Origin of the sequence: Vreelandella subterranea (assembly GCF_900111305.1) — a bacterium.
Taxonomy (GTDB): Bacteria; Pseudomonadota; Gammaproteobacteria; order Pseudomonadales; family Halomonadaceae; genus Vreelandella; species Vreelandella subterranea.
Genome location: NZ_FOGS01000013.1, coordinates 50,568 through 70,538, shown reverse-complemented (window position 1 = coordinate 70,538; position 19,971 = coordinate 50,568). Strand labels below are relative to the sequence as shown.

Genomic DNA, 19,971 nt, shown 5'->3' with positions numbered 1-19,971 from the left:
GGTCCTTAAAGTTCGATCAGCGTATCGCCAACGACAACGCTGTCGCCTTCACTGACGCTAACAGCCGAAACGGTCCCGGCACTGCTGGCACGCACTTCGGTTTCCATTTTCATCGCTTCAAGAATAATCACCACGTCACCTTCTTGGACGCTATCGCCCGGGCGCACATTGACCTTGAAGATGTTGCCAGCGAGCGGCGCGGTGATGGCTTCGCCGCTGGGGGCCGGTGCTTCTTCCTTCGGAGCGGCACTGCCCGCGGCCTGTTCTTTCACATCGCTGATGTCACCGCCTTCAGCGACTTCCACGACAAACGCCTTGCCGTTGAGTTTGACGGTGTAGGTTTCCGGGCCGTCACTGACGGCAGGTGCCTTGCTTTCTGCCTTGGCAGGCACGCTGGCCGTTTCCGCCTCGGCTGCCTGGGGCTCGGGCTCAAAGGCGTCGGGATTGTCGCGGTTCTTGAGGAATTTGAGACCAATCTGCGGAAACAGCGCGTAAGTCAGCACGTCGTCGACCTGCTGCTCGCCTTCGGCCAGGCGAATGCCGTCGGCCTTGGCATTGTCCTTCAGTTCGCTGGCCAGCTTGTCCATTTCCGGGGAGAGGTTATCCGCCGGGCGGCAGGTAATCGGCTCGCCACCCTCCAGCACGCGTTGCTGCAGCTCACTGTTGAAGGGTGCCGGTGCAGCGCCGTACTCGCCCTTTAGCAGCGCCTGGACTTCTTTGGAAATGGACTGATAGCGCTCGCCCATCATGACGTTCATCACTGCCTGGGTGCCGACAATCTGCGAGGTCGGCGTGACCAGCGGAATAAAGCCCAGGTCTTCGCGTACACGGGGGATTTCGGTGAGCACATCGTCGAGCTTGTCGCCCGCGCCCTGCTCCTTGAGCTGGCCTTCCATGTTGGTCAGCATGCCGCCGGGCACCTGGGCGATCAGAATCCGCGAGTCGATGCCGCGCAGCGAGCCTTCAAAGGCAGCGTACTTCTTGCGCACGCCGCGGAAGTAGCTGGCGATATCTTCCAGCAGTTCAAGGTCGAGCCCGGTATCGCGGTCGGTATCCTTGAGCATCGCCACCACCGATTCGGTGGGACTGTGGCCGTAGGTCATCGACATTGACGAAATGGCGGTATCGACGTTATCGATGCCTGCCTCGACCGCCTTGAGAATGGTCGAGGTGGAAAGCCCCGTGGTGGCGTGACAATGCAGGTGCACGGGAATCGACAGCTCTTTCTTGAGACGCGAGACCAGCTCAAACGCGGTGTAAGGCGTGAGTAGACCCGCCATATCCTTGATAGCCAACGAATCCGCGCCCATGGCCGCGATGGTCTTGGCGAGGTCAACCCAGCTATCCAGGGTATGGACCGGACTAACCGTGTAAGAAATGGTCCCCTGCGCATGACCGCCCACCTGGCGAACCGCCTTGATGGCGCGTTCCAGATTACGCGGGTCGTTCATCGCATCAAAGACGCGAAATACATCGACACCGTTGGTTTTGGCACGCTCGACGAATTTATCCACCACATCGTCGGCGTAATGGCGATAGCCCAGCAGGTTCTGGCCGCGCAGCAGCATGGCCTGGGGCGTATTGGGCATGGCGTCCTTGAGGGCCCGAATGCGATCCCAGGGATCTTCACCCAGATAGCGAATGCAGGCGTCGAACGTCGCGCCGCCCCAGGTTTCCAGGGACCAGTAGCCGACTTTATCCAGCTTTTCGGCAATCGGCAGCATGTCAGCCAGACGCAGACGGGTAGCAAACAGCGACTGATGGGCGTCGCGAAGCACGACATCGGTAATGCCTAGTGGTCTTTTTGTTTCGTTCATGGCTTGGCTCGTAGTCAAGGAATGTTTATTTGTAGTAAAAATAACAAAGTTTTATGCGGTTTTGGCTGAGCACCCCGACAAAAGATGAAAGTTAACGACGTCTTTTCGAGCGATAACGGTGCACTGCAGCACTAATCACGGCGAGTGTCTCATCGTCCTGGTTTTTTGCTGGTGACTTAGGTTTGGCGCTGTCACCAGAGGCAACCGGGGCAGGGGTGGGCTGAAAGCGCCGTATGATGCCTGACATCAAGGTCAGCGTAAAAACCAAAATCGCAAGAAAAACAAACACAAACCCCATGCCTAACGCCATAAGCCCGAGGCCTTCCTGTAATAGTTCCGGGTCCTGCATAAGGCTTCTCCTTTCTGGTAACGGATAAGACCATCAACGCGACCGCCCATTGACGCTTGGCGCAGTACTGGGAATACACTAACCTGCCACACCCCCTGAAGAATGCAATGGCGCGATGGTGTAAGTCATGGTTGTTAATTTACTACATAAAGGCGAAATCGGACTAGCCCCCATGGAGGGGGTGATCGATGCGGTCACGCGCGAGCTGCTGACGGTCACGCCTGGGTTTGACTGGACAGTGACGGAATTTGTGCGTGTCGTCGATGCCCGCCTACCGCCTCGGGTGTTTTACAAACACTGTCCTGAACTCGCCCGCGACCAGGTTGCCACGCCCAGCGGTATTCCTGTTCACCTGCAACTCCTGGGCGCCGATCCGGTAGCTCTCGCCGCCAATGCCCGCCAGGCCTTGTCACTCGGGGCGCGGAGCATTGACCTTAATTTCGGCTGCCCGGCCAAGCTCGTCAACCGTCACGACGGCGGCGCATCGCTCCTGCGCCAGCCCGAGCGCGTTTACCAGGCCGTGAGAGCGGTTGCTCGCGCCCTGGACGGCGAAATCCCCGTGACAGCCAAAATTCGCCTGGGGTTCTCTGACCGCCGCCTGGCCATTGCCTGCGCCCAGGCCACTGAAGTCGGCGGCGCCGCTCGGCTTGTGGTTCACGGGCGCACCCGCGACGAAGGCTACCGGCCACCCGCCCACTGGGAATGGATCGCCAGGATTCGCCACCGCGTTTCACTGCCGGTGGTGGCCAATGGCGATATCTGGTCCCTGGAAGACTACTGGAAAGCGCGCACACTATCCGGATGCCGCGATGTCATGCTGGGACGCAGTGCCCTGGCCGACCCCTGGCTGGCGCCCAGGATACGACACTGGCAACGCACCGGCGAGCGCCTGGCCGACACCACCTGGTCAATGCGCGCCAGCGTTCTCAAGCAATATGCGCATCGTCAGCGTCAACAGCTGCCGAAGAAAGTGGTGGTATCGCTCGTCAAACAGTGGCTTGCGCAGATGCGGCAGGGCAATGCGGAGTCCAACCTGCACTTTCAGCGCGTCAAGCGGATTACCGACCTGGACACCCTGCTGGAAAGCCTGGTTGTGCCAGCCCGCATGGCCGAGACGGCATAAAAAAAGCGCCCCTACCGTTAAGTGGGGCGCTAAACGAGCACGAGACTCAAGCACGAGTCGCTTGAGCCTGACTAGAAAGCAGAAAACCCGCCCTTGAAAAGGACGGGTTTGGAATCTGGCGCGCCCGGGAGGATTCGAACCTCCGACCCTCTGATTCGTAGTCAGATACTCTATCCAGCTGAGCTACGGGCGCGTGGATGTTATTCCACGTTATCTATCTAAAAACACGGGTAAAACAACATCTGAAAAAGGTGGCGCGCCCGGGAGGATTCGAACCTCCGACCCTCTGATTCGTAGTCAGATACTCTATCCAGCTGAGCTACGGGCGCTTACCTTGGTGTGCGGCTGGCGGAGAGAGAGGGATTCGAACCCTCGATAGGGCTATAAACCCTATACTCCCTTAGCAGGGGAGCGCCTTCAGCCACTCGGCCACCTCTCCTTAACGGCACGGCGCGAATGTTACCGATTTAGCAGAAAGTTGTCCAGCCCTGCTCGGATTTTTTTCGCGCCGACCTTACCTTACGCGTATGACACGGCACTACCGCACCGCCAAACAGCGCTCACTCGGCTTCACTTTCATCACTGCGTTCGCGCTGAATACGCTGGTATATCTCTTCACGGTGAACCGCCACGTCTTTTGGCGCATTGACGCCGATACGAACCTGGTTACCCTTCACACCTAGTACGGTGACGGTGATTTCATCCCCGATCATCAGGGTTTCGCCGACACGGCGGGTTAGGATGAGCATGGCTGATCTCCTTCTCAGACGTTTTATACAACGGGATGTGTCCGCCGGCGGCGGTACCATGCCATTATGCGGCATGGCACCCCCTGCCACCAAAGGCACAGGCTCCATGACACCTTAACCTCCCGTTGAAAGAAAGCTCACCACCACACGGCGGCAAGTACCCTTCAGCGTAGAAGGTATAAGGCGTTAATGTTATTCAGATTCGATATCTGACTTATCCAGGCCGAATGCTTTGTGCAGGGCATTCACGGCCAGCTCCATATGTTTCTCGTCAATCACCACCGAAATTTTAATCTCGGAGGTGGACACCATACGGATATTAACGTTTTCGTCAGCCAGCACGCGAAACATTTTCGATGCCACGCCCGCGTGAGAACGCATACCAACACCCACCAGCGATACTTTCGCGATGTTGTCATCACCCCGCAACTCACCGCCGCCCAGACCTGGAATCACGGTTTCTTCAAGCAGCTTTTTGGTGGCCTTGTAATCACCTTTGGCCACGGTAAACGTGAAGTCGGTGTAATCGCCTGCCGGGGCCACGTTCTGGACGATCATGTCGACTTCGATATTGGCGTCGGCAATCGGCCCCAGAATGCGCGAGGCAACACCCGGCACATCAGGCGTGTTGAGCAGGGTTAGCTTGGCTTCGTTTTTGGTAAAGGCAATACCGGAGATCAGCGGTTCTTCCATGGAGTCCTCGTCTTTGTCTGCTTCTGCAACAATCAGGGTACCGGGGCCGTCTTCAAAGCTCGACAGCACCCGCAGGGGAACGTTGTATTTACCGGCAAACTCGACCGCGCGAATTTGCAGTACTTTCGAGCCCAGACTTGCCAGCTCAAGCATTTCTTCAACGGTAATGTTTTCCAACCGTTGCGCCTTGGAGCAGACACGGGGGTCGGTCGTGTAAACGCCATCAACGTCGGTATAGATCTGGCATTCATCGGCGCCCAGTGCGGCCGCCAGCGCCACGCCGGTGGTATCTGAACCGCCACGCCCCAGGGTGGTGATATTGCCTTCCTCATCGACACCCTGGAAGCCTGCCACCACGACAACCTGACCGGCGTCCAGATCGGCTTTCAGGTCTTCGGTTTCGATACGCTGGATGCGCGCCTTGGTATAGGCACTGTCGGTGTGGATACCCACCTGGGCACCGGTATGCGACGTTGCCGCCACACCTGCCTGCTGGAGCGCCATCGCCAGCAGAGAGATCGTCACCTGCTCGCCGGTGGACAGCAGCATGTCCATCTCGCGCGGGGCGGGGTCGTCGTTTAACGCGTGCGCCATATCGGTCAGGCGATTGGTCTCGCCGCTCATCGCGGAGACCACCACGACCACCTGGTGGCCCTGGTCGCGAAAGCCTTTGACCTTTTCCGCCACGGCCTTGATACGGTCGACAGAGCCCACCGAGGTGCCGCCGAACTTCTGAACGTATAGTGCCATATGCCGTTTTCCTGTGATTTGGAAATGTATGAAGCAAAAAAGCCGGTAGCAAATAATGCCACCGGCTTCTCTGTTTAGCTAAGCGTGTTTTCCAACCATGCCGGTACACTGTTCAACGCAGCGGGAAGCGCGTCGGGCTGACTCCCCCCTGCCTGGGCCATATCAGGGCGGCCACCTCCTTTGCCGCCTACCTGAGAGGCCACATGGTTGACCAGCTCCCCCGCTTTGACACGGTCGGTGAGGTCTTTGGTGACGCCAGCAATCAGGCTGACCTTGCCAGCGTCAGTGTCGGCCACGCCAAGAATGATCACGCCCGAACCCAGCTTGTTCTTGAGCTGGTCGAGAACGCCGCGCAGCTCTTTACCCGATACGCCCTCGAGCTGGGTCGCCAGCAATTTGACGCCGTTAACGTCCTGGGCCTGGCTGAGCATGTCACTCCCGGCGGCGCTGGCAAGCTTGGCCTTGAGCTGCTCAAGCTCTTTTTCCAGACTCCGGTTGCGCTCGACCAACCCTTCGACACGTGCCTCAACCTGCTCGGGCTTGGTCTTCAACCGCTCGCCCAGCCGCTGGACGCGGGCTTCCTGTTCGCGGAAATACGCCAGGGCATTTTCGCCGGTAATCGCTTCGATGCGGCGCACCCCTGAGGCAATGCCTGCTTCGCTGACCAGGTGGCAACATCCGATGTCGCCGCTGCGCGCCACGTGGGTACCGCCGCACAGCTCTATCGAGAAGTCATCGGCGCCGATGGTCAGCACGCGGACGTTATCGGCGTACTTGGCTTCAAACAGCGCCGCTGCGCCCTTGGCCTTGGCCTGATCCAGACTCATTTGCTCGATTTTGGTCGGCGCGTTGGCCAGGATCTGTTCGTTGACCAGCCGCTCCACTTCGGCCAGTTGCTCGGCGGTCATGGGCTCGAAGTGACTGAAGTCGAAACGCAGGCGCTCGGCATTGACCAGCGAGCCTTTCTGCTGAACGTGGTCACCCAACACCATGCGTAGCGCTTTATGCAGCAGGTGGGTCGCCGAGTGGTTGCGAACGGTGGCCGAGCGCAGACTGGCATCCACCTCGCCGCGCACCTTGGCCCCGACATTCATGGTGCCCTCGACCATGATCCCCTGGTGAAGATGGTGTCCGCTTTGCTTTTGTGTGTCGGTGACCTGGAAACGCCCACCGTCCACATGCAGGTAACCGGTATCGCCGACCTGACCGCCCGATTCACCGTAAAAGGGGGTCCGGTCAAGCACGACAACGCCCTTCTGCCCCGCTTCCAGTGCTGCCAGTTCGTTGCCTTCGGTATCCACCAGGGCGGTCACGCTGGATTGGTCTTCCAGCCGGTCGTAGCCGGTAAAGATGGTTTCGCCGTCCAGCTCGATGGAAGCGCTGTAATCGGCGCCAAACTGGCTGGCCGCACGGGCACGCTCGCGCTGGGCTTCCAGTTCCCGCTGAAAGCCCTCTTCATCCAGCGTCACTTCGCGCTCGCGGCACACATCGGCGGTCAAGTCGTAGGGGAATCCGTAGGTGTCATAGAGCTTGAACACCGTCTCCCCCGGCAATACATCGCCCTGCAGGTCATCGAGTGCCGCGCTTAACAGCCCCATGCCGTGATCCAGCGTACGGGCAAACTGCTCTTCTTCCTTGAGCAGGACACGGGTGATCTGCTCGCGTGCATCGCGCAGCTCGGGGTAGGCATCGCCCATTTCCACATCGAGTGCGTCAACCAGCTTGTGGAAGAACGGCTCTGTGGCGCCCAGTTTGTGGCCATGGCGAATCGCTCGACGAATGATCCGGCGCAGTACATAACCACGCCCCTCATTGGACGGCAGCACGTCATCGGCAATCAAGAACGTGCAGGAACGGATGTGGTCGGCAATCACCCGCAAGGAAGGCGCGGTGGTATCCGCGTAACCAGTAGCGCTGGCGGCGGCCTGCAGCAGGTTCTGGAACAGGTCGATTTCATAGTTGGAGTGCACGCCCTGCATGACGGCCGCGACACGCTCCAAGCCCATGCCGGTATCGATGGACGGCTTGGGCAGCGGGTTGAGCGTCCCTTCGGCGTCGCGATCGAACTGCATGAACACCAGGTTCCAGATTTCGATATAGCGGTCGCCGTCTTCTTCCGGGCTTCCCGGCGGGCCACCCCAGACCTCGGGACCGTGGTCAAAGAAGATTTCGGAACTGGGGCCACAGGGGCCGGTATCGCCCATCTGCCAGAAGTTATCTTCGTCGAGCTTGGAAAAACGTTCAGGATCGATGCCAATCTCGTCTTTCCAGATACGCTCGGCTTCGTCGTCGCTGATGTGTACCGTTACCCACAGCTTGTCCTTGGGCAAGCCCAAGGTCTCGGTAAGAAAGGTCCAGGCGAAGCGAATGGCATCACGCTTGAAGTAGTCACCGAAGCTGAAGTTGCCCAGCATTTCAAAGAAGGTGTGGTGGCGCGCGGTGTAGCCGACGTTATCCAGGTCGTTGTGCTTGCCACCCGCGCGAACACAGCGCTGTGCCGAGGTGGCGCGCACGTAGGGGCGCGGGTCGCGGCCCAGGAAAACATCCTTGAAAGGCACCATGCCCGCATTGGTGAACAATAGCGTCGGGTCATTGCCCGGCACTAGCGAACTCGTGGGCACGATGGTGTGCCCGTGTTCTTCGAAAAAGGATAGAAAGGCCTGTCTGATCTCTGCGCTCTTCATAGGGTATCCGTAACAATAAAGCGTGATGCCCCAGGGCGCTGTCGCCGCTACCCGCTGGGGTCGCAAAGACGCCATTATAGCGCAGTTGTCAAACGACTAAAGCCGCAGTTAGTGGCAGAGCGGTCAGAAAGAAGGGTTAATCGCCCAATAAAGCAGGCTACAGGCAATCCAGCGCGTAGCGAATCTGGTCAAAATCAAACCCCCGCATCGCCAGAAAGCGCTCGCGTTTAGCGCGTTCTTTAGGGGTGTCACCGGGCGATGAAAAGCGCCGCGCCAGGGTATCACGGGCCAGCTCGAACCAGTCGACGGCCTCGCGTTCCTCGACAATCGCAAACGCTGCCGTGGCGACTTCCTGGTCGATACCGCGCTGGCGCAACTCGCCTTTGATGCGAATGACGCCCTGCCCGCGATTCACCCGTGAGCGAATTAAACTTTCGGCAAACCGCTCATCCGACTGCAGGCCCTGCTCGACCAGGGCGTCCAGGCAGGTGTCGATATCCTCAGCAGCAAACGCCTTCTGTTCCAGCTTGCGCTCAAGCTCGGTGCGCGAGTATTCGCGCCTCGCGAGCAATTGGATAGCCACCTCGCGTGGGGTGGCTTCGTGGGAGGATGACAACATGCTGACGCTCGCGGCTTAAAGCAGGTCGTCTTCGGCGTTGGCGTCAGCCGCTTCTTCCTTCTTGGCAGCCTCTTCTTTCTTCGGCTCGGGCTGGGCAAGCAGCTGGGCGCGAATCTGGCTTTCGATCTCTTCCATGACGTCAGGGTGCTCTTCCAGGTACTGGGCCGCATTGGCCTTGCCCTGACCGATCTTTTTACCCTTGTAGCTGTACCAGGCACCGGCCTTGTCCACCAGGTTCTGCTGCACACCCAGGTCGACCACTTCACCGGCGTGGTAGATGCCTTTGCCGTAGAGAATCTGGAATTCGGCCTGACGGAACGGCGGCGCCACCTTGTTCTTGACCACTTTCACGCGGGTTTCGTTACCGGTGACCTCGTCGCCGACTTTTACCGACCCCGTACGCCGGATGTCCAGCCGCACGCTTGAGTAAAACTTCAGCGCGTTACCGCCGGTGGTCGTTTCGGGGCTGCCGAACATCACGCCAATCTTCATGCGGATCTGGTTGATGAACACCACCAGGCAGTTGGCATTCTTGATATTGCCGCTGATCTTGCGCAACGCTTGCGACATCAAGCGTGCCTGCAGGCCAACGTGGGCATCGCCCATTTCGCCTTCGATTTCAGCACGTGGGGTCAACGCCGCCACCGAATCGATGATAATCACATCGACACCGCCGGAACGCACCAGCATATCGGTGATCTCCAGCGCCTGTTCGCCGGTATCCGGCTGAGACACCAGCAGGTCGTCCAGATTGACCCCCAGTTTTTCTGCATAGCTGGGGTCCAGCGCATGCTCGGCATCCACGAACGCGCAGACTTTGCCCTGCTTCTGGGCTTGCGCGATCACCGACAGCGTGAGGGTCGTCTTACCCGAGGACTCCGGGCCGAAAATTTCAGCCACCCGGCCATACGGCAGGCCACCGATACCAAGGGCGATATCCAGACCCAGCGAGCCGGTGGACACCGACGGCATGACAACGCGGGGAGCGTCGCCCAGCCGCATGACCGTGCCTTTGCCAAACTGGCGATCAATCTGGCTGAGCGCAGCGTTGAGCGCCTTGGTGCGATTATCATCCTGAGCCATTCAGTCAATCCTCATCATAAGCTGTATAATTAGCCAGTAGTATGCCAAAGATTAGCCGCTAAACAAATCCTCAGCTAGTGTTTCGGGCGATTATTTCTCGCTGCCGTCGCCCACTTTTTCCGCCAGGCGCACTATCAGGCCTGCCAGCGCCTGGCGCACGGCCTGCTCACGAACGGCCTGACGGTCGCCGGGGAAAACAAACCGCTCGGCTTGCTGTTGGTCCGCATCGCCCCACGCCAGCCAGACGGTCCCCACAGGCTTGGCTTCGCTACCGCCGTCGGGGCCTGCAACACCGCTGACAGCCACCGCAAGTCCGGCACCGCTTTCCCGGCAGGCCCCTGCCACCATGGCCTTGACCACGGCATCGCTGACCGCACCATGGGCGTTCAGCGTGGTTTCCGGCACGCCCAGAAGCCGCGTCTTGGCCGTATTGGCGTAGGTGACGTAGCCGGTGGTGAAATATGCCGAACTACCCGCCACCGAGGTGATCGCACTGGCAATGCCGCCGCCGGTGCACGACTCGGCCGCGGTCACTTCCAGTTGCGCCTGCTGGCAAAGGCGCCCCAGGCGCTGGGCCAGCAGGGATAAGTCCAGATTCATCAAGCTTGAGACACTGGGTGACATCGTCGCTCCTTCATGTGCATCGTCAATTCAGCGTAGAATACTGCGTTTCAGTTGCTCAAAGAACAGGCAGCAAGTTCCACGCGCTTGCGCCCCGCTTAATTAGGACGCCCATGTCACAGCCCAGCCCCGCGCACACGCCAATGATCGCGCAATACCTGAAGATCAAACGCGAACACCCCGAGGTACTGCTGTTTTACCGGATGGGGGACTTTTACGAGCTGTTTTTCGACGATGCCAGGCGCGCCGCTGCGCTGCTGGATATCACCCTGACCCAGCGCGGCCAGTCAGGCGGCAAGCCCATCCCCATGGCGGGCGTTCCCTATCATAGCGCCGAGGGCTACCTGGCACGCCTGGTAGCCGCCGGTGAATCCGTCGCTATCTGCGAACAGATTGGCGACCCGGCAACAAGCAAAGGTCCCGTTGATCGCCAGGTCGTGCGTATTGTCACGCCCGGCACCCTGCACGACGAAGCCTTGCTGGATGCCCGGCGCGACAACGTGCTGGTGGCCGTTGCGCCCGGTAACGAGCAGTGGGGGCTGGCCTGGCTTGAGCTTTCCAGCGGCCGCTTTAGCGTGCTGGAAGTCGACAGTGAGGCCGAGATGCTGGCCGAGCTGACGCGGCTGTCTCCGGCTGAGCTGCTGGTCCCCGAGAGCCTTACCCTGCCCGACGCATGGTCGCAGACCCGGGCCCTGCGCCGCCAGGGTGAATGGCTGTTTGATTTGCAGAGCGCGACCCGCAGCCTGTGCGACCAGTTCGAAGTGCAGGACTTACGCGGCTTTGGCTGCGCCCACTTGACCACCGCGCTGGTCGCCGCCGGCGTGCTGATCGACTACGCGCGGGACACCCAGCGCTCACGCCTGCCCCACGTGACGGCCATCAGCGTCGAGAACCGCGACGATGCGGTGGTGATCGATGCCGCCAGCCGCCGTAATCTGGAAATCGATATCAACCTCGGGGGCGGGACTGACAACACCCTGGCCAGCGTTCTGGATACCTGCACCACGGCAATGGGCTCGCGCCTGCTGAAGCGCTGGCTGAATCGGCCGCTGCGCCAACGCGACGTCATTCAGGGTCGCCAGGCAGGCGTTGCGCTATTAAGCCTGGACGCCAACTACCTGGCCATCCGCGATACCCTGAACGACGTGGGTGACGTCGAACGCATTCTTGCCCGGGTGGCACTGTATAGCGCCCGTCCGCGCGACCTGGCACGCCTGCGCGATGCCCTGGCCACCCTACCCACGCTGGAGCAGCAGTTGGGCGAGGTCGAAAACGGCAGCCTGCTGGATAGCCTGCGCCCGCATATTCGCCCCTACCCGGAGATCACCGACACGCTCCAGCGGGCGCTGGTCGACAATCCGCCGGTGGTGATCCGCGACGGCGGTGTCATCGCCCAGGGGTACGACGCGGAGCTTGACGAACACCGTGGCCTGGCCGAAAACGCCGGTGATTACCTGGTGCAGCTTGAAACGCGCGAGCGCGAACGCACCGGGCTTGCCAACCTGAAGGTTGGCTATAACCGCGTGCACGGCTACTTTATCGAACTGCCCCGGGCCCAGGCCCAGCAGGCCCCGGCCGACTATATTCGCCGCCAGACGCTGAAAAACGCCGAGCGGTTTATCATCCCCGAGCTTAAAGAGTTCGAAGACAAGGCCCTCTCGGCGAAATCCCGCGCGCTAAGCCGGGAAAAGTGGCTCTACGACCAGTTGCTCAACGCGCTCAACGAGGAGCTCAACGCGCTGCAGCGGACCTCCCAGGCGCTGGCCGAGCTTGACGTGCTGTGCGCCTTTGCCGAACGCGCCGAGGCACTCAACTGGGTACGCCCGACCCTGGTGGAGGCCACCGGTCTGACCATCCACGCCGGTCGCCACCCGGTGGTCGAGCAGGTGAGTGACCATCCCTTTGTCCCCAACGATGTCACCCTCACCCCCGAGCAGCACATGCTGATTATCACCGGCCCCAACATGGGCGGTAAATCCACCTACATGCGCCAGACGGCGCTGATTGCGCTGCTGGCCCACAGCGGCAGCTTTGTCCCGGCGGACGCCGCCGAAATAGGCCCTATCGACCGTATCTTTACCCGCATCGGCTCCTCGGATGACCTGGCGGGCGGGCGCTCGACCTTCATGGTCGAAATGACCGAGACCGCCAATATCCTGCACAATGCCACCGAGCACAGCCTGGTACTGATGGACGAGATCGGCCGCGGCACCAGTACCTTTGACGGCCTGTCACTGGCGTGGGCAAGTGCAGAACACCTGGCCAGTGCCCGCGCCTTGACGCTGTTCGCGACCCATTACTTTGAAATGACCGGGCTACCGGACCAGGCCGACGGCGTGGCCAATATTCACTTAACGGCTACCGAGCATGGCGACAACATCGTCTTCATGCACCGCATCGAGTCAGGCCCCGCCAGCCAGAGTTACGGCTTGCAGGTCGCCCAGTTGGCGGGGGTGCCCAGCCAGGTCATCCAGCGGGCGCGTGAAAAACTGGTGACCCTTGAGCAGCGCGACGTTGAGGAACAACGCCAAATGCCGCTGTCTCAAACAACGGCACCTCAGCAGAATGATTTGTTTGCCAGCGCACCTCACCCGGTGGTGGAGGCGCTGGAAAACGCGGATGTGGATGGGCTATCGCCCCGTGAGGCACTGTCGCTGTTATATCAATGGCGCGAGCTGCTTTAAATTCGCGTAACAGAACAACGCCACGGCGCTTGCCGCCGCGTTTGGGCACCTCTAGAATGTCGCCCATACTTTTTAGCTTATAAAAAACGGCTGATTTATAACCATTCACGATTGACCACGACCAAGGGCGTCCCCTTGGTCCCGCAAGAGGGATAGCAAGATGACGTTTGTCGTTACCGAGAACTGCATCCAATGTAAGTACACCGACTGTGTCGAAGTCTGCCCGGTCGACTGTTTTTACGAAGGCCCCAACTTTCTGGTGATCCACCCGGACGAATGTATCGATTGCGCGCTGTGCGAGCCGGAATGCCCCGCCGAGGCGATATTTTCGGAGGATGAACTGCCCGAGGGACAGGAGCAGTTTATTGAGATCAACGCGGAGCTGTCGGAAGTGTGGCCCAACATTGCCGAGAAGAAAGACCCGCTGCCCGATGCTGAAGAGTGGGATGGAAAAAGCGGCAAGCTGGAGAAGCTGGAACGCTGAAGCCATTCACGGCACCATTAACAGCGATCCTATTAAAACCAGCCAATACGCTGGTTTTTTTCTATCTACTGATTTTTAGGTCTATTTTTTTAGGTCTCTTGGCCTTTTGAATCATGTTGGCCTTTTATCTTAAACATGTGCCATGCATGCAAAAAAAAGGCGGCCCGTAGGCCGCCCGCTCCAAGCACTTCCTCTTGACCACTCCCTGTGTCAACTTCCTTTGGTGCTGTCCTTGCCAGGGCTTACATCTCTGTTTCACCCGGCGCACCAACCTGCATCCCGTTGCATCCTGCGTGGGCGACATCCTTGCCCCCCTTGTCCTTGATGGGCATTGTGGCAGAACCACCTGACACCACAAGGTGGTCCTAAAAAGCAAAGGGCGAACCACGATGGCCCGCCCTTTTTTAAAAACCTTTTAAAAACAGATACCTAAATTTTAATTAGTGCATAATTTCTGTTTTTCTTACGCCTTTCGAGCGATTTTCGACGGCATTTGTAAGAGATCTCTTACAAAATCTTGAGACATCTCTTACAAAGCCGCTGCCATTTCTAGCCTTATTGGCCTTTAATGGCCTTGATTCCGGGGTAGCTGACGTCGCCCAGTTCATCCTCGATGACCAGCAGGCGGTTGTATTTGGCAACACGGTCACTGCGGCAAAGCGAGCCGGTTTTAATCTGCCCGGCACAGGTGCCCACGGCCAAATCGGCGATGGTGGTATCTTCGGTCTCACCCGAGCGGTGGGAAATCACGGCGGTAAAGCCCGCGTCCTGAGCCATCTTGATGGCATCCAGCGTTTCCGACAGCGAACCGATCTGGTTGAACTTGATCAGGATGGAGTTGCCGATCTGCTCGTCGATACCGCGCTTGAGAATCTTGGTGTTGGTCACGAACAAATCATCGCCAACCAGCTGGACCTTATCGCCCAGTTTATCGGTCAACGCTTTCCAGCCGTCCCAGTCAGATTCATCCATGCCATCTTCGATGGACACGATCGGATAGTCCGCGCACAGGCCTGCCAGGTAATCCGTGAAGCCCTGGGCGTCGTAGCTTTTGCCTTCACCGGCAAGGTTGTACTGACCATCCTTGTAGAATTCGGAAGACGCACAGTCCAGCGCCAGCGTCACATCGCTGCCCAGCGAGTAGCCCGCATCGGCAACCGCCTGCTTGATAACCGCCAGCGCGTCAGCGTTGGACGCCAGGTTGGGGGCGAAACCGCCTTCGTCGCCGACCGAGGTGGAGAGCCCCTTGGCCGACAGTACCTTTTTCAGCGCGTGGAAAATCTCCGCGCCCATGCGCAGGCCTTCACGGAAGCTGGGCGCGCCGACCGGCTGGACCATGAATTCCTGGATATCGACGTTGTTATCCGCGTGCTCGCCGCCGTTCAGGATGTTCATCATCGGCACCGGCATGCGGTACTGGCCAGGCTGGCCGTATAGCTCGGCGATATGCGCGTAGAGCGGCACGCCTTTGGCATTGGCAGCGGCTTTAGCTGCCGCAAGCGATACGGCCAGAATGGCATTGGCGCCCAGGTTGGCCTTGTTGTCCGTGCCGTCCAGGGTCAGCATGGCGTCGTCCAGGCCACGCTGGTCACGCGCGTCCATCCCCAGCAATGCCTCACGGATTTTGCCATTGACCGCGTCCACTGCTTTGAGCACGCCTTTGCCCAGGTAGCGCGCCTTGTCGCCATCCCGTAGTTCGAGCGCTTCCCGCGAGCCGGTAGAAGCGCCGCTTGGGGCACAGGCGTCGCCTACCGCACCGCTTGCCAGGCGAACGGTTGCCTGAACGGTGGGGTTACCGCGTGAATCGAGTACTTCCAACGCACGGATATCAACGATTTTGGTCATGACAGTGTCCTTAGTTGTCGGTCTAATGGAGGTTTAACGTATCACGTTTGGCGGCGCCATCAGCGAATGGACAGCGGCGCAAAGCCTTTCACCAGCGCATCCAGCTGCACGAGCTGGGTCAGAAACGGCTCCAGCTGATCCAGCGGCAAGGCGCAGGGGCCATCGCACTTGGCATTGTCCGGGTCGGGGTGTGCTTCCAGAAACAGCCCGGCCAACCCCACCGCGACGCCCGCGCGGGCCAATTCCGCCACCTGGGCACGGCGTCCATCGGCGCTATCGGCACGCCCACCGGGGCGCTGCAGCGCATGGGTCACGTCGAAAAACACCGGCGACCCGGTTTGCTTCATATCGCCCAGGCCCAGCATATCCACAACCAGATTGTTGTAGCCAAAACTGGTGCCGCGCTCGCAGAGCATCAGGCGGTCGTTACCGGCTTCCCGAAACTTGGTGAGGATATGACGCATTTCATGCGGCGCCAAAAACTGTGGCTTCTTGATATTGATCGCCACCCCCGTCTTGGCCATGGCCACGACCAGGTCGGTCTGACGTGCAAGAAACGCTGGCAGCTGGATAATGTCGGCCACTTCGGCTGCCGGTGCGGCCTGCCAGGGCTCGTGGACGTCGGTGATCACCGGCACCCCGTGGCGAGCTTTAATGTCCGCCAGGATCTGCAGGCCTTTTTCCAGCCCCGGCCCACGGTAGGAGTGGATGGAGCTGCGGTTGGCCTTGTCGAAACTCGCCTTGTAGACATAGGGCATGCCCAGTTTCTGGGTCACCTTGACGTAGGTCTCGGCCACTTCGTCAGCCAGCTCAGCCGACTCCAGGACGTTCATGCCGCCCAGCAGCATCAGAGGCAAAGAATTGCCGGCGGTTAGGCCGGCAACGTTGATATGGTGCTCTTGGAATGTCTCTTGAGAAGCCATGCTTCCCCCTGTTATTCCTGACCCGTGGTTATTCCTGAGGTGCCGCGTGGGCACGTGCTCGCGCGGCTTTGTGTTCGACGGCGGCATTGATAAAGCCCGAGAAGAGCGGATGACCATCCCGGGGTGTCGAGGTGAATTCCGGGTGGAATTGGCAGGCGACGTACCAGGGGTGGTCAGCCAGTTCGACCATTTCCACCAGCGACTGATCGACGCTCTTGCCTGAAATCACCAGCCCCGCCTTTTCCAGGTCGTCGATAAACTGGTTATTGACCTCGAAACGGTGGCGGTGGCGCTCGACGATTTCATCGGCACCATAGGCTTCACGTGCCTTGCTGCCCGACGCGAGGCGGCATATCTGCCCGCCCAGGCGCATGGTGCCCCCCAGGTCGGACGCTGCATCGCGCAGCTCGATCTTGCCTTCTGCATTCAGCCATTCGGTAATCAGGCCGACAACAGGGTGCTGGGTATCGTGGGTGAACTCGGTGGAGTTGGCATCTTCCCAGCCCGCCACATGACGCGCAAACTCGATCACGGCCACCTGCATGCCTAAGCAGATCCCCAGATACGGCACCTTGTTTTCACGGGCAAACTGAGCGGTCATGATCTTGCCTTCAACGCCGCGCTCGCCAAAGCCACCCGGCACCAGGATGGCGTCTTTACCGGCCAGCCGTTCGGTACCATGGCGCTCGATATCTTCAGAGTCGACGAAGTCAATATTGACCTTGATGCGCCCCTGGATACCGGCATGGGTCAAGGCTTCATTGAGCGATTTGTAGGCGTCGAGCAATTCCATGTACTTGCCGACCATGGCGATGCTGACCGACTTCAGCGGGTTGAGCTTGGCATCCAGCACCTTCACCCACTCGGAAAGATCCGCCGGACCGGCTTCCAGACGCAACTTGTCACAGACGATATCGTCCAGCCCATGCTCGTGAAGCATCAGCGGGATGCGGTAGATGGTATCGGCATCCTGCAGCGGCACGACCGCACGCTCTTCCACGTTGGTGAACAGGGCAATCTTGCGCCGCTCGCTCTCTTCCAGCTCGACTTCGCTGCGGCAGATTAGGATATCCGGCTGGATACCGATGGAGCGGAGCTCCTTGACACTGTGCTGGGTTGGCTTGGTTTTGGTTTCACCCGCCGTCTTGATATAGGGCACCAGCGTCAGGTGCATGAACAGTGCGCGGTTGGCGCCCTGTTCGCTGCGAATCTGGCGGATCGATTCCAGGAAGGGGAGCGACTCGATATCGCCGACCGTACCGCCGATTTCCACCAGCGCCACATCGAAGCCTTCGCCCCCGGCGTAGACGCGCTGCTTGATCTCGTCGGTGATATGCGGAATCACCTGAACGGTACCGCCCAGGTAGTCACCACGGCGCTCTTTGCGCAGCACATGCTCATAGACACGGCCGGTGGTGAAGTTGTTGCCCTGGGTCATTTTGGTACGAATAAAGCGTTCGTAGTGACCAAGGTCAAGGTCGGTTTCGGCACCATCCTCGGTGACAAATACCTCGCCATGCTGGAAGGGACTCATGGTGCCCGGGTCGACGTTGATGTAGGGGTCGAGCTTGAGCATGGTGACCTTAAGGCCGCGTGCCTCGAGAATCGCCGCCAGCGAGGCCGACGCGATGCCCTTGCCAAGAGAGGACACAACGCCGCCGGTCACGAAGATATATCGTGTCATGAAAAACCTGTCGAAACGTGATCAAAAGGCACGGCAGAAAGCCACACCAGGATGGGACGACAGAATAGCAGAGTACGACCTAAGGCTCAATTACGGCGGGAAGAGGGATCGAGGCGCCGAGGGTGATAGCCAGTAGATGGCCTGATCGCCCGACAAGTCAGGCTCCTACAATTTGGGTGCATGCACCCGGGGTTGTAGGAGCCCAATTCATTGGGCGATCAGCAATTATCAAGCCACCGCAAGTTATCGCTTGTAGACGGCCCGATCGCCCGACAAATCGGGCGCCTACAGGGCTAGGTGCGTGCGCCGGGGTTCGTAGGAGCTCAATTTATTGAGCGATCAGCAATTATCAAGCCACCGCAAGTTATCGCTTGTAGATGGCCCGATCGCCCGACAAGTCGGGCGCCTACAAGACCGGTGCTGGAATCCGGATTAAACGCCCAGATAATCCAGCATGCCTTCCGCTGCCTGGCGGCCTTCATAGATGGCGGTGACCACCAGGTCAGAGCCGCGCACCATATCGCCACCGGCAAAGATCTTCTCGTTGCTGGTCTGGTAGGCGTACTGGCCATGCTCCGGCGCTTTCACCCGGTCACGCTCGTCCACCTGGATATTGGCGGGGTCAAACCACGGGGCAGGGCTTGCCTGGAAGCCGAAGGCAATGACCACGGCATCGGCGGCAACAATCTCTTCCGAGCCTGGAACCACTTCAGGGCGCTGGCGACCGTTTTCATCCGGCTCGCCCAGACGGGTGCGCACCACCTTCACGCCTTCGACCTTGTCGTCACCGACAACGGCAACCGGCTGACGGTTGAACAGGAACTCGACGCCCTCTTCCCGGGCATTGGCGACCTCCTTGCGCGACCCCGGCATGTTCTCTTCGTCGCGGCGGTAGGCGCAGGTGACGCTGGTGGCCCCCTGACGGATCGAGGTACGGTTGCAGTCCATGGCGGTATCACCACCGCCCAGGACCACCACGCGCTTGCCTTCCATGGAAATGTAATCGTTGGGGTCTTTTTCAAAGCCCAGGCAGCGGTTGACGTTGGCAATCAGGAAGTCGAGCGCCTTGTAGACGCCCGGCAGGTCTTCGCCCGGGAAGCCGCCTTCCATGTACTTGTAGGTACCCATGCCCAGGAAAACGGCGTCGTAGTCCTGGAGCAGGGTATCGAACTCAACGTCGGTACCGATCTCGGTATTCAGCCGGAACTCGACGCCCATCTCCTCAAAGACCGCACGACGGCGTTCCATGACGTTCTTTTCCAGCTTGAACTCGGGAATACCGAACGTCAGCAGGCCACCGATTTCAGGGTACTTGTCGAACACCACCGGCTTGACACCATTGCGCGCCAGAATATCGGCGCAGCCGAGGCCCGCAGGACCGGCACCCACAATGGCCACTTTTTTGTCCGTCCAGGTGACCTGGGACATATCCGGACGCCAGCCCATGGCAAAGGCGGTATCGGTAATGTACTTCTCGATCGAACCAATGGTCACCGCCCCAAAGCCGTCGTTGAGCGTGCAGTCACCCTCGCACAGACGGTCCTGGGGGCATACACGGCCACATACCTCGGGCAGCGAGTTGGTTTTATGCGACAGCTCGGCGGCTTCGATAATGTTGCCTTCCACCACCAGCTGCAGCCAGTTGGGAATATAGTTGTGCACCGGGCACTTCCACTCGCAGTACGGGTTGCCACAGTGCAGGCAGCGGTGTGCCTGGCTGGCCGCATCGGTGGGCTTGTACGGCTCGTAGATTTCAGTAAATTCTTTGGCACGCTTACGCGCATCTTTTTTCTGCGGGTCCTGACGACCCACATCCACAAACTGGAAATCGTTATTCAAACGGTTGGCCATGATTTCTCTCCT

The 19,971-nt window shown here is 59.5% G+C and carries 15 protein-coding genes and 3 tRNA genes; 3 read left to right on the top strand and 15 right to left on the bottom strand.

The window, feature by feature from the left end:
- Positions 1-5: 5 nt before the first annotated feature.
- Positions 6-1,817, bottom strand: coding sequence for a sodium-extruding oxaloacetate decarboxylase subunit alpha (gene oadA / locus BMX75_RS16215; RefSeq protein ID WP_092829685.1), 1,812 nt, complete (start codon positions 1,815-1,817; stop codon positions 6-8).
- Between the two features lie 91 nt (positions 1,818-1,908).
- Positions 1,909-2,166, bottom strand: a complete 258-nt coding sequence (locus BMX75_RS16210; RefSeq protein ID WP_092829683.1) for an OadG family protein — start codon at positions 2,164-2,166, stop codon at positions 1,909-1,911.
- Between the two features lie 172 nt (positions 2,167-2,338).
- On the opposite strand from BMX75_RS16210, the gene BMX75_RS16205 reads away from it, so the two are divergent.
- A complete protein-coding gene (locus tag BMX75_RS16205; RefSeq protein WP_092829747.1) occupies positions 2,339-3,289 on the top strand; it encodes a tRNA dihydrouridine synthase in 951 nt (316 codons plus the stop codon).
- A gap of 116 nt (positions 3,290-3,405) precedes the next feature.
- Here the strand turns inward: BMX75_RS16205 and BMX75_RS16200 are convergent.
- From BMX75_RS16200 to BMX75_RS16160, 9 genes are all read right to left on the bottom strand, one after another.
- Positions 3,406-3,482: transfer RNA gene (locus BMX75_RS16200), tRNA-Arg, on the bottom strand.
- A 59-nt stretch (positions 3,483-3,541) separates the two neighbouring features.
- Positions 3,542-3,618: transfer RNA gene (locus BMX75_RS16195), tRNA-Arg, on the bottom strand.
- A 17-nt stretch (positions 3,619-3,635) separates the two neighbouring features.
- Positions 3,636-3,728, bottom strand: a tRNA-Ser gene (locus BMX75_RS16190).
- A gap of 121 nt (positions 3,729-3,849) precedes the next feature.
- Positions 3,850-4,038 carry a carbon storage regulator CsrA gene (csrA, locus tag BMX75_RS16185; RefSeq protein ID WP_092829681.1) on the bottom strand — a complete coding sequence of 63 codons (189 nt, stop codon included), beginning with the start codon at positions 4,036-4,038 and terminating at the stop codon, positions 3,850-3,852.
- A 192-nt stretch (positions 4,039-4,230) separates the two neighbouring features.
- Entirely contained in the window at positions 4,231-5,481 is a 1,251-nt protein-coding gene (locus tag BMX75_RS16180) for an aspartate kinase (protein ID WP_066321316.1), read from the bottom strand.
- A gap of 74 nt (positions 5,482-5,555) precedes the next feature.
- Positions 5,556-8,165, bottom strand: coding sequence for an alanine--tRNA ligase (alaS, locus tag BMX75_RS16175; protein ID WP_092829679.1), 2,610 nt, complete (start codon positions 8,163-8,165; stop codon positions 5,556-5,558).
- 157 nt (positions 8,166-8,322) lie between these two features.
- Positions 8,323-8,784 (bottom strand): regulatory protein RecX, encoded by a 462-nt coding sequence (locus BMX75_RS16170; protein ID WP_092829677.1) that lies wholly within the window; start codon positions 8,782-8,784, stop codon positions 8,323-8,325.
- Between the two features lie 15 nt (positions 8,785-8,799).
- A complete protein-coding gene (recA, locus tag BMX75_RS16165; RefSeq protein WP_066321310.1) occupies positions 8,800-9,867 on the bottom strand; it encodes a recombinase RecA in 1,068 nt (355 codons plus the stop codon).
- 90 nt (positions 9,868-9,957) lie between these two features.
- Positions 9,958-10,491 carry a CinA family protein gene (locus BMX75_RS16160; RefSeq protein ID WP_092829675.1) on the bottom strand — a complete coding sequence of 178 codons (534 nt, stop codon included), beginning with the start codon at positions 10,489-10,491 and terminating at the stop codon, positions 9,958-9,960.
- Between the two features lie 110 nt (positions 10,492-10,601).
- Here BMX75_RS16160 and mutS point away from each other — a divergent pair, with 110 nt between their 5' ends.
- Both mutS and fdxA read left to right on the top strand, forming a co-directional pair.
- Positions 10,602-13,172 (top strand): DNA mismatch repair protein MutS, encoded by a 2,571-nt coding sequence (mutS, locus tag BMX75_RS16155; protein ID WP_092829673.1) that lies wholly within the window; start codon positions 10,602-10,604, stop codon positions 13,170-13,172.
- Positions 13,173-13,332: 160 nt separating this feature from the next.
- A complete protein-coding gene (gene fdxA / locus BMX75_RS16150) occupies positions 13,333-13,656 on the top strand; it encodes a ferredoxin FdxA (RefSeq protein ID WP_092829671.1) in 324 nt (107 codons plus the stop codon).
- 555 nt (positions 13,657-14,211) lie between these two features.
- On the opposite strand, the gene eno is transcribed toward fdxA, so the two are convergent.
- From eno to BMX75_RS16130, 4 genes are all read right to left on the bottom strand, one after another.
- Positions 14,212-15,501 (bottom strand): phosphopyruvate hydratase, encoded by a 1,290-nt coding sequence (eno, locus tag BMX75_RS16145; protein WP_092829669.1) that lies wholly within the window; start codon positions 15,499-15,501, stop codon positions 14,212-14,214.
- A 59-nt stretch (positions 15,502-15,560) separates the two neighbouring features.
- A complete protein-coding gene (gene kdsA, locus BMX75_RS16140) occupies positions 15,561-16,424 on the bottom strand; it encodes a 3-deoxy-8-phosphooctulonate synthase (RefSeq protein WP_092829667.1) in 864 nt (287 codons plus the stop codon).
- 28 nt (positions 16,425-16,452) lie between these two features.
- Complete coding sequence (locus BMX75_RS16135) at positions 16,453-18,108, bottom strand: CTP synthase (RefSeq protein ID WP_092829665.1); 1,656 nt, start codon at positions 18,106-18,108, stop codon at positions 16,453-16,455.
- Between the two features lie 432 nt (positions 18,109-18,540).
- Complete coding sequence (locus BMX75_RS16130; protein ID WP_092829663.1) at positions 18,541-19,959, bottom strand: FAD-dependent oxidoreductase; 1,419 nt, start codon at positions 19,957-19,959, stop codon at positions 18,541-18,543.
- Positions 19,960-19,971 lie beyond the last annotated feature (12 nt).

Excerpts from the sequence above, each read along its gene's own strand:
- oadA (WP_092829685.1), bottom strand. The coding sequence starts at position 1,817 with ATGAACGAAACAAAAAGACCACTAGGCATTACCGATGTCGTGCTTCGC.
- BMX75_RS16210 (WP_092829683.1), bottom strand. The coding sequence starts at position 2,166 with ATGCAGGACCCGGAACTATTACAGGAAGGCCTCGGGCTTATGGCGTTA.
- BMX75_RS16205 (WP_092829747.1), top strand. The coding sequence starts at position 2,339 with ATGGAGGGGGTGATCGATGCGGTCACGCGCGAGCTGCTGACGGTCACG.
- csrA (WP_092829681.1), bottom strand. The coding sequence starts at position 4,038 with ATGCTCATCCTAACCCGCCGTGTCGGCGAAACCCTGATGATCGGGGAT.
- BMX75_RS16180 (WP_066321316.1), bottom strand. The coding sequence starts at position 5,481 with ATGGCACTATACGTTCAGAAGTTCGGCGGCACCTCGGTGGGCTCTGTC.
- alaS (WP_092829679.1), bottom strand. The coding sequence starts at position 8,165 with ATGAAGAGCGCAGAGATCAGACAGGCCTTTCTATCCTTTTTCGAAGAA.
- BMX75_RS16170 (WP_092829677.1), bottom strand. The coding sequence starts at position 8,784 with ATGTTGTCATCCTCCCACGAAGCCACCCCACGCGAGGTGGCTATCCAA.
- recA (WP_066321310.1), bottom strand. The coding sequence starts at position 9,867 with ATGGCTCAGGATGATAATCGCACCAAGGCGCTCAACGCTGCGCTCAGC.
- BMX75_RS16160 (WP_092829675.1), bottom strand. The coding sequence starts at position 10,491 with ATGTCACCCAGTGTCTCAAGCTTGATGAATCTGGACTTATCCCTGCTG.
- mutS (WP_092829673.1), top strand. The coding sequence starts at position 10,602 with ATGTCACAGCCCAGCCCCGCGCACACGCCAATGATCGCGCAATACCTG.
- fdxA (WP_092829671.1), top strand. The coding sequence starts at position 13,333 with ATGACGTTTGTCGTTACCGAGAACTGCATCCAATGTAAGTACACCGAC.
- eno (WP_092829669.1), bottom strand. The coding sequence starts at position 15,501 with ATGACCAAAATCGTTGATATCCGTGCGTTGGAAGTACTCGATTCACGC.
- kdsA (WP_092829667.1), bottom strand. The coding sequence starts at position 16,424 with ATGGCTTCTCAAGAGACATTCCAAGAGCACCATATCAACGTTGCCGGC.
- BMX75_RS16135 (WP_092829665.1), bottom strand. The coding sequence starts at position 18,108 with ATGACACGATATATCTTCGTGACCGGCGGCGTTGTGTCCTCTCTTGGC.
- BMX75_RS16130 (WP_092829663.1), bottom strand. The coding sequence starts at position 19,959 with ATGGCCAACCGTTTGAATAACGATTTCCAGTTTGTGGATGTGGGTCGT.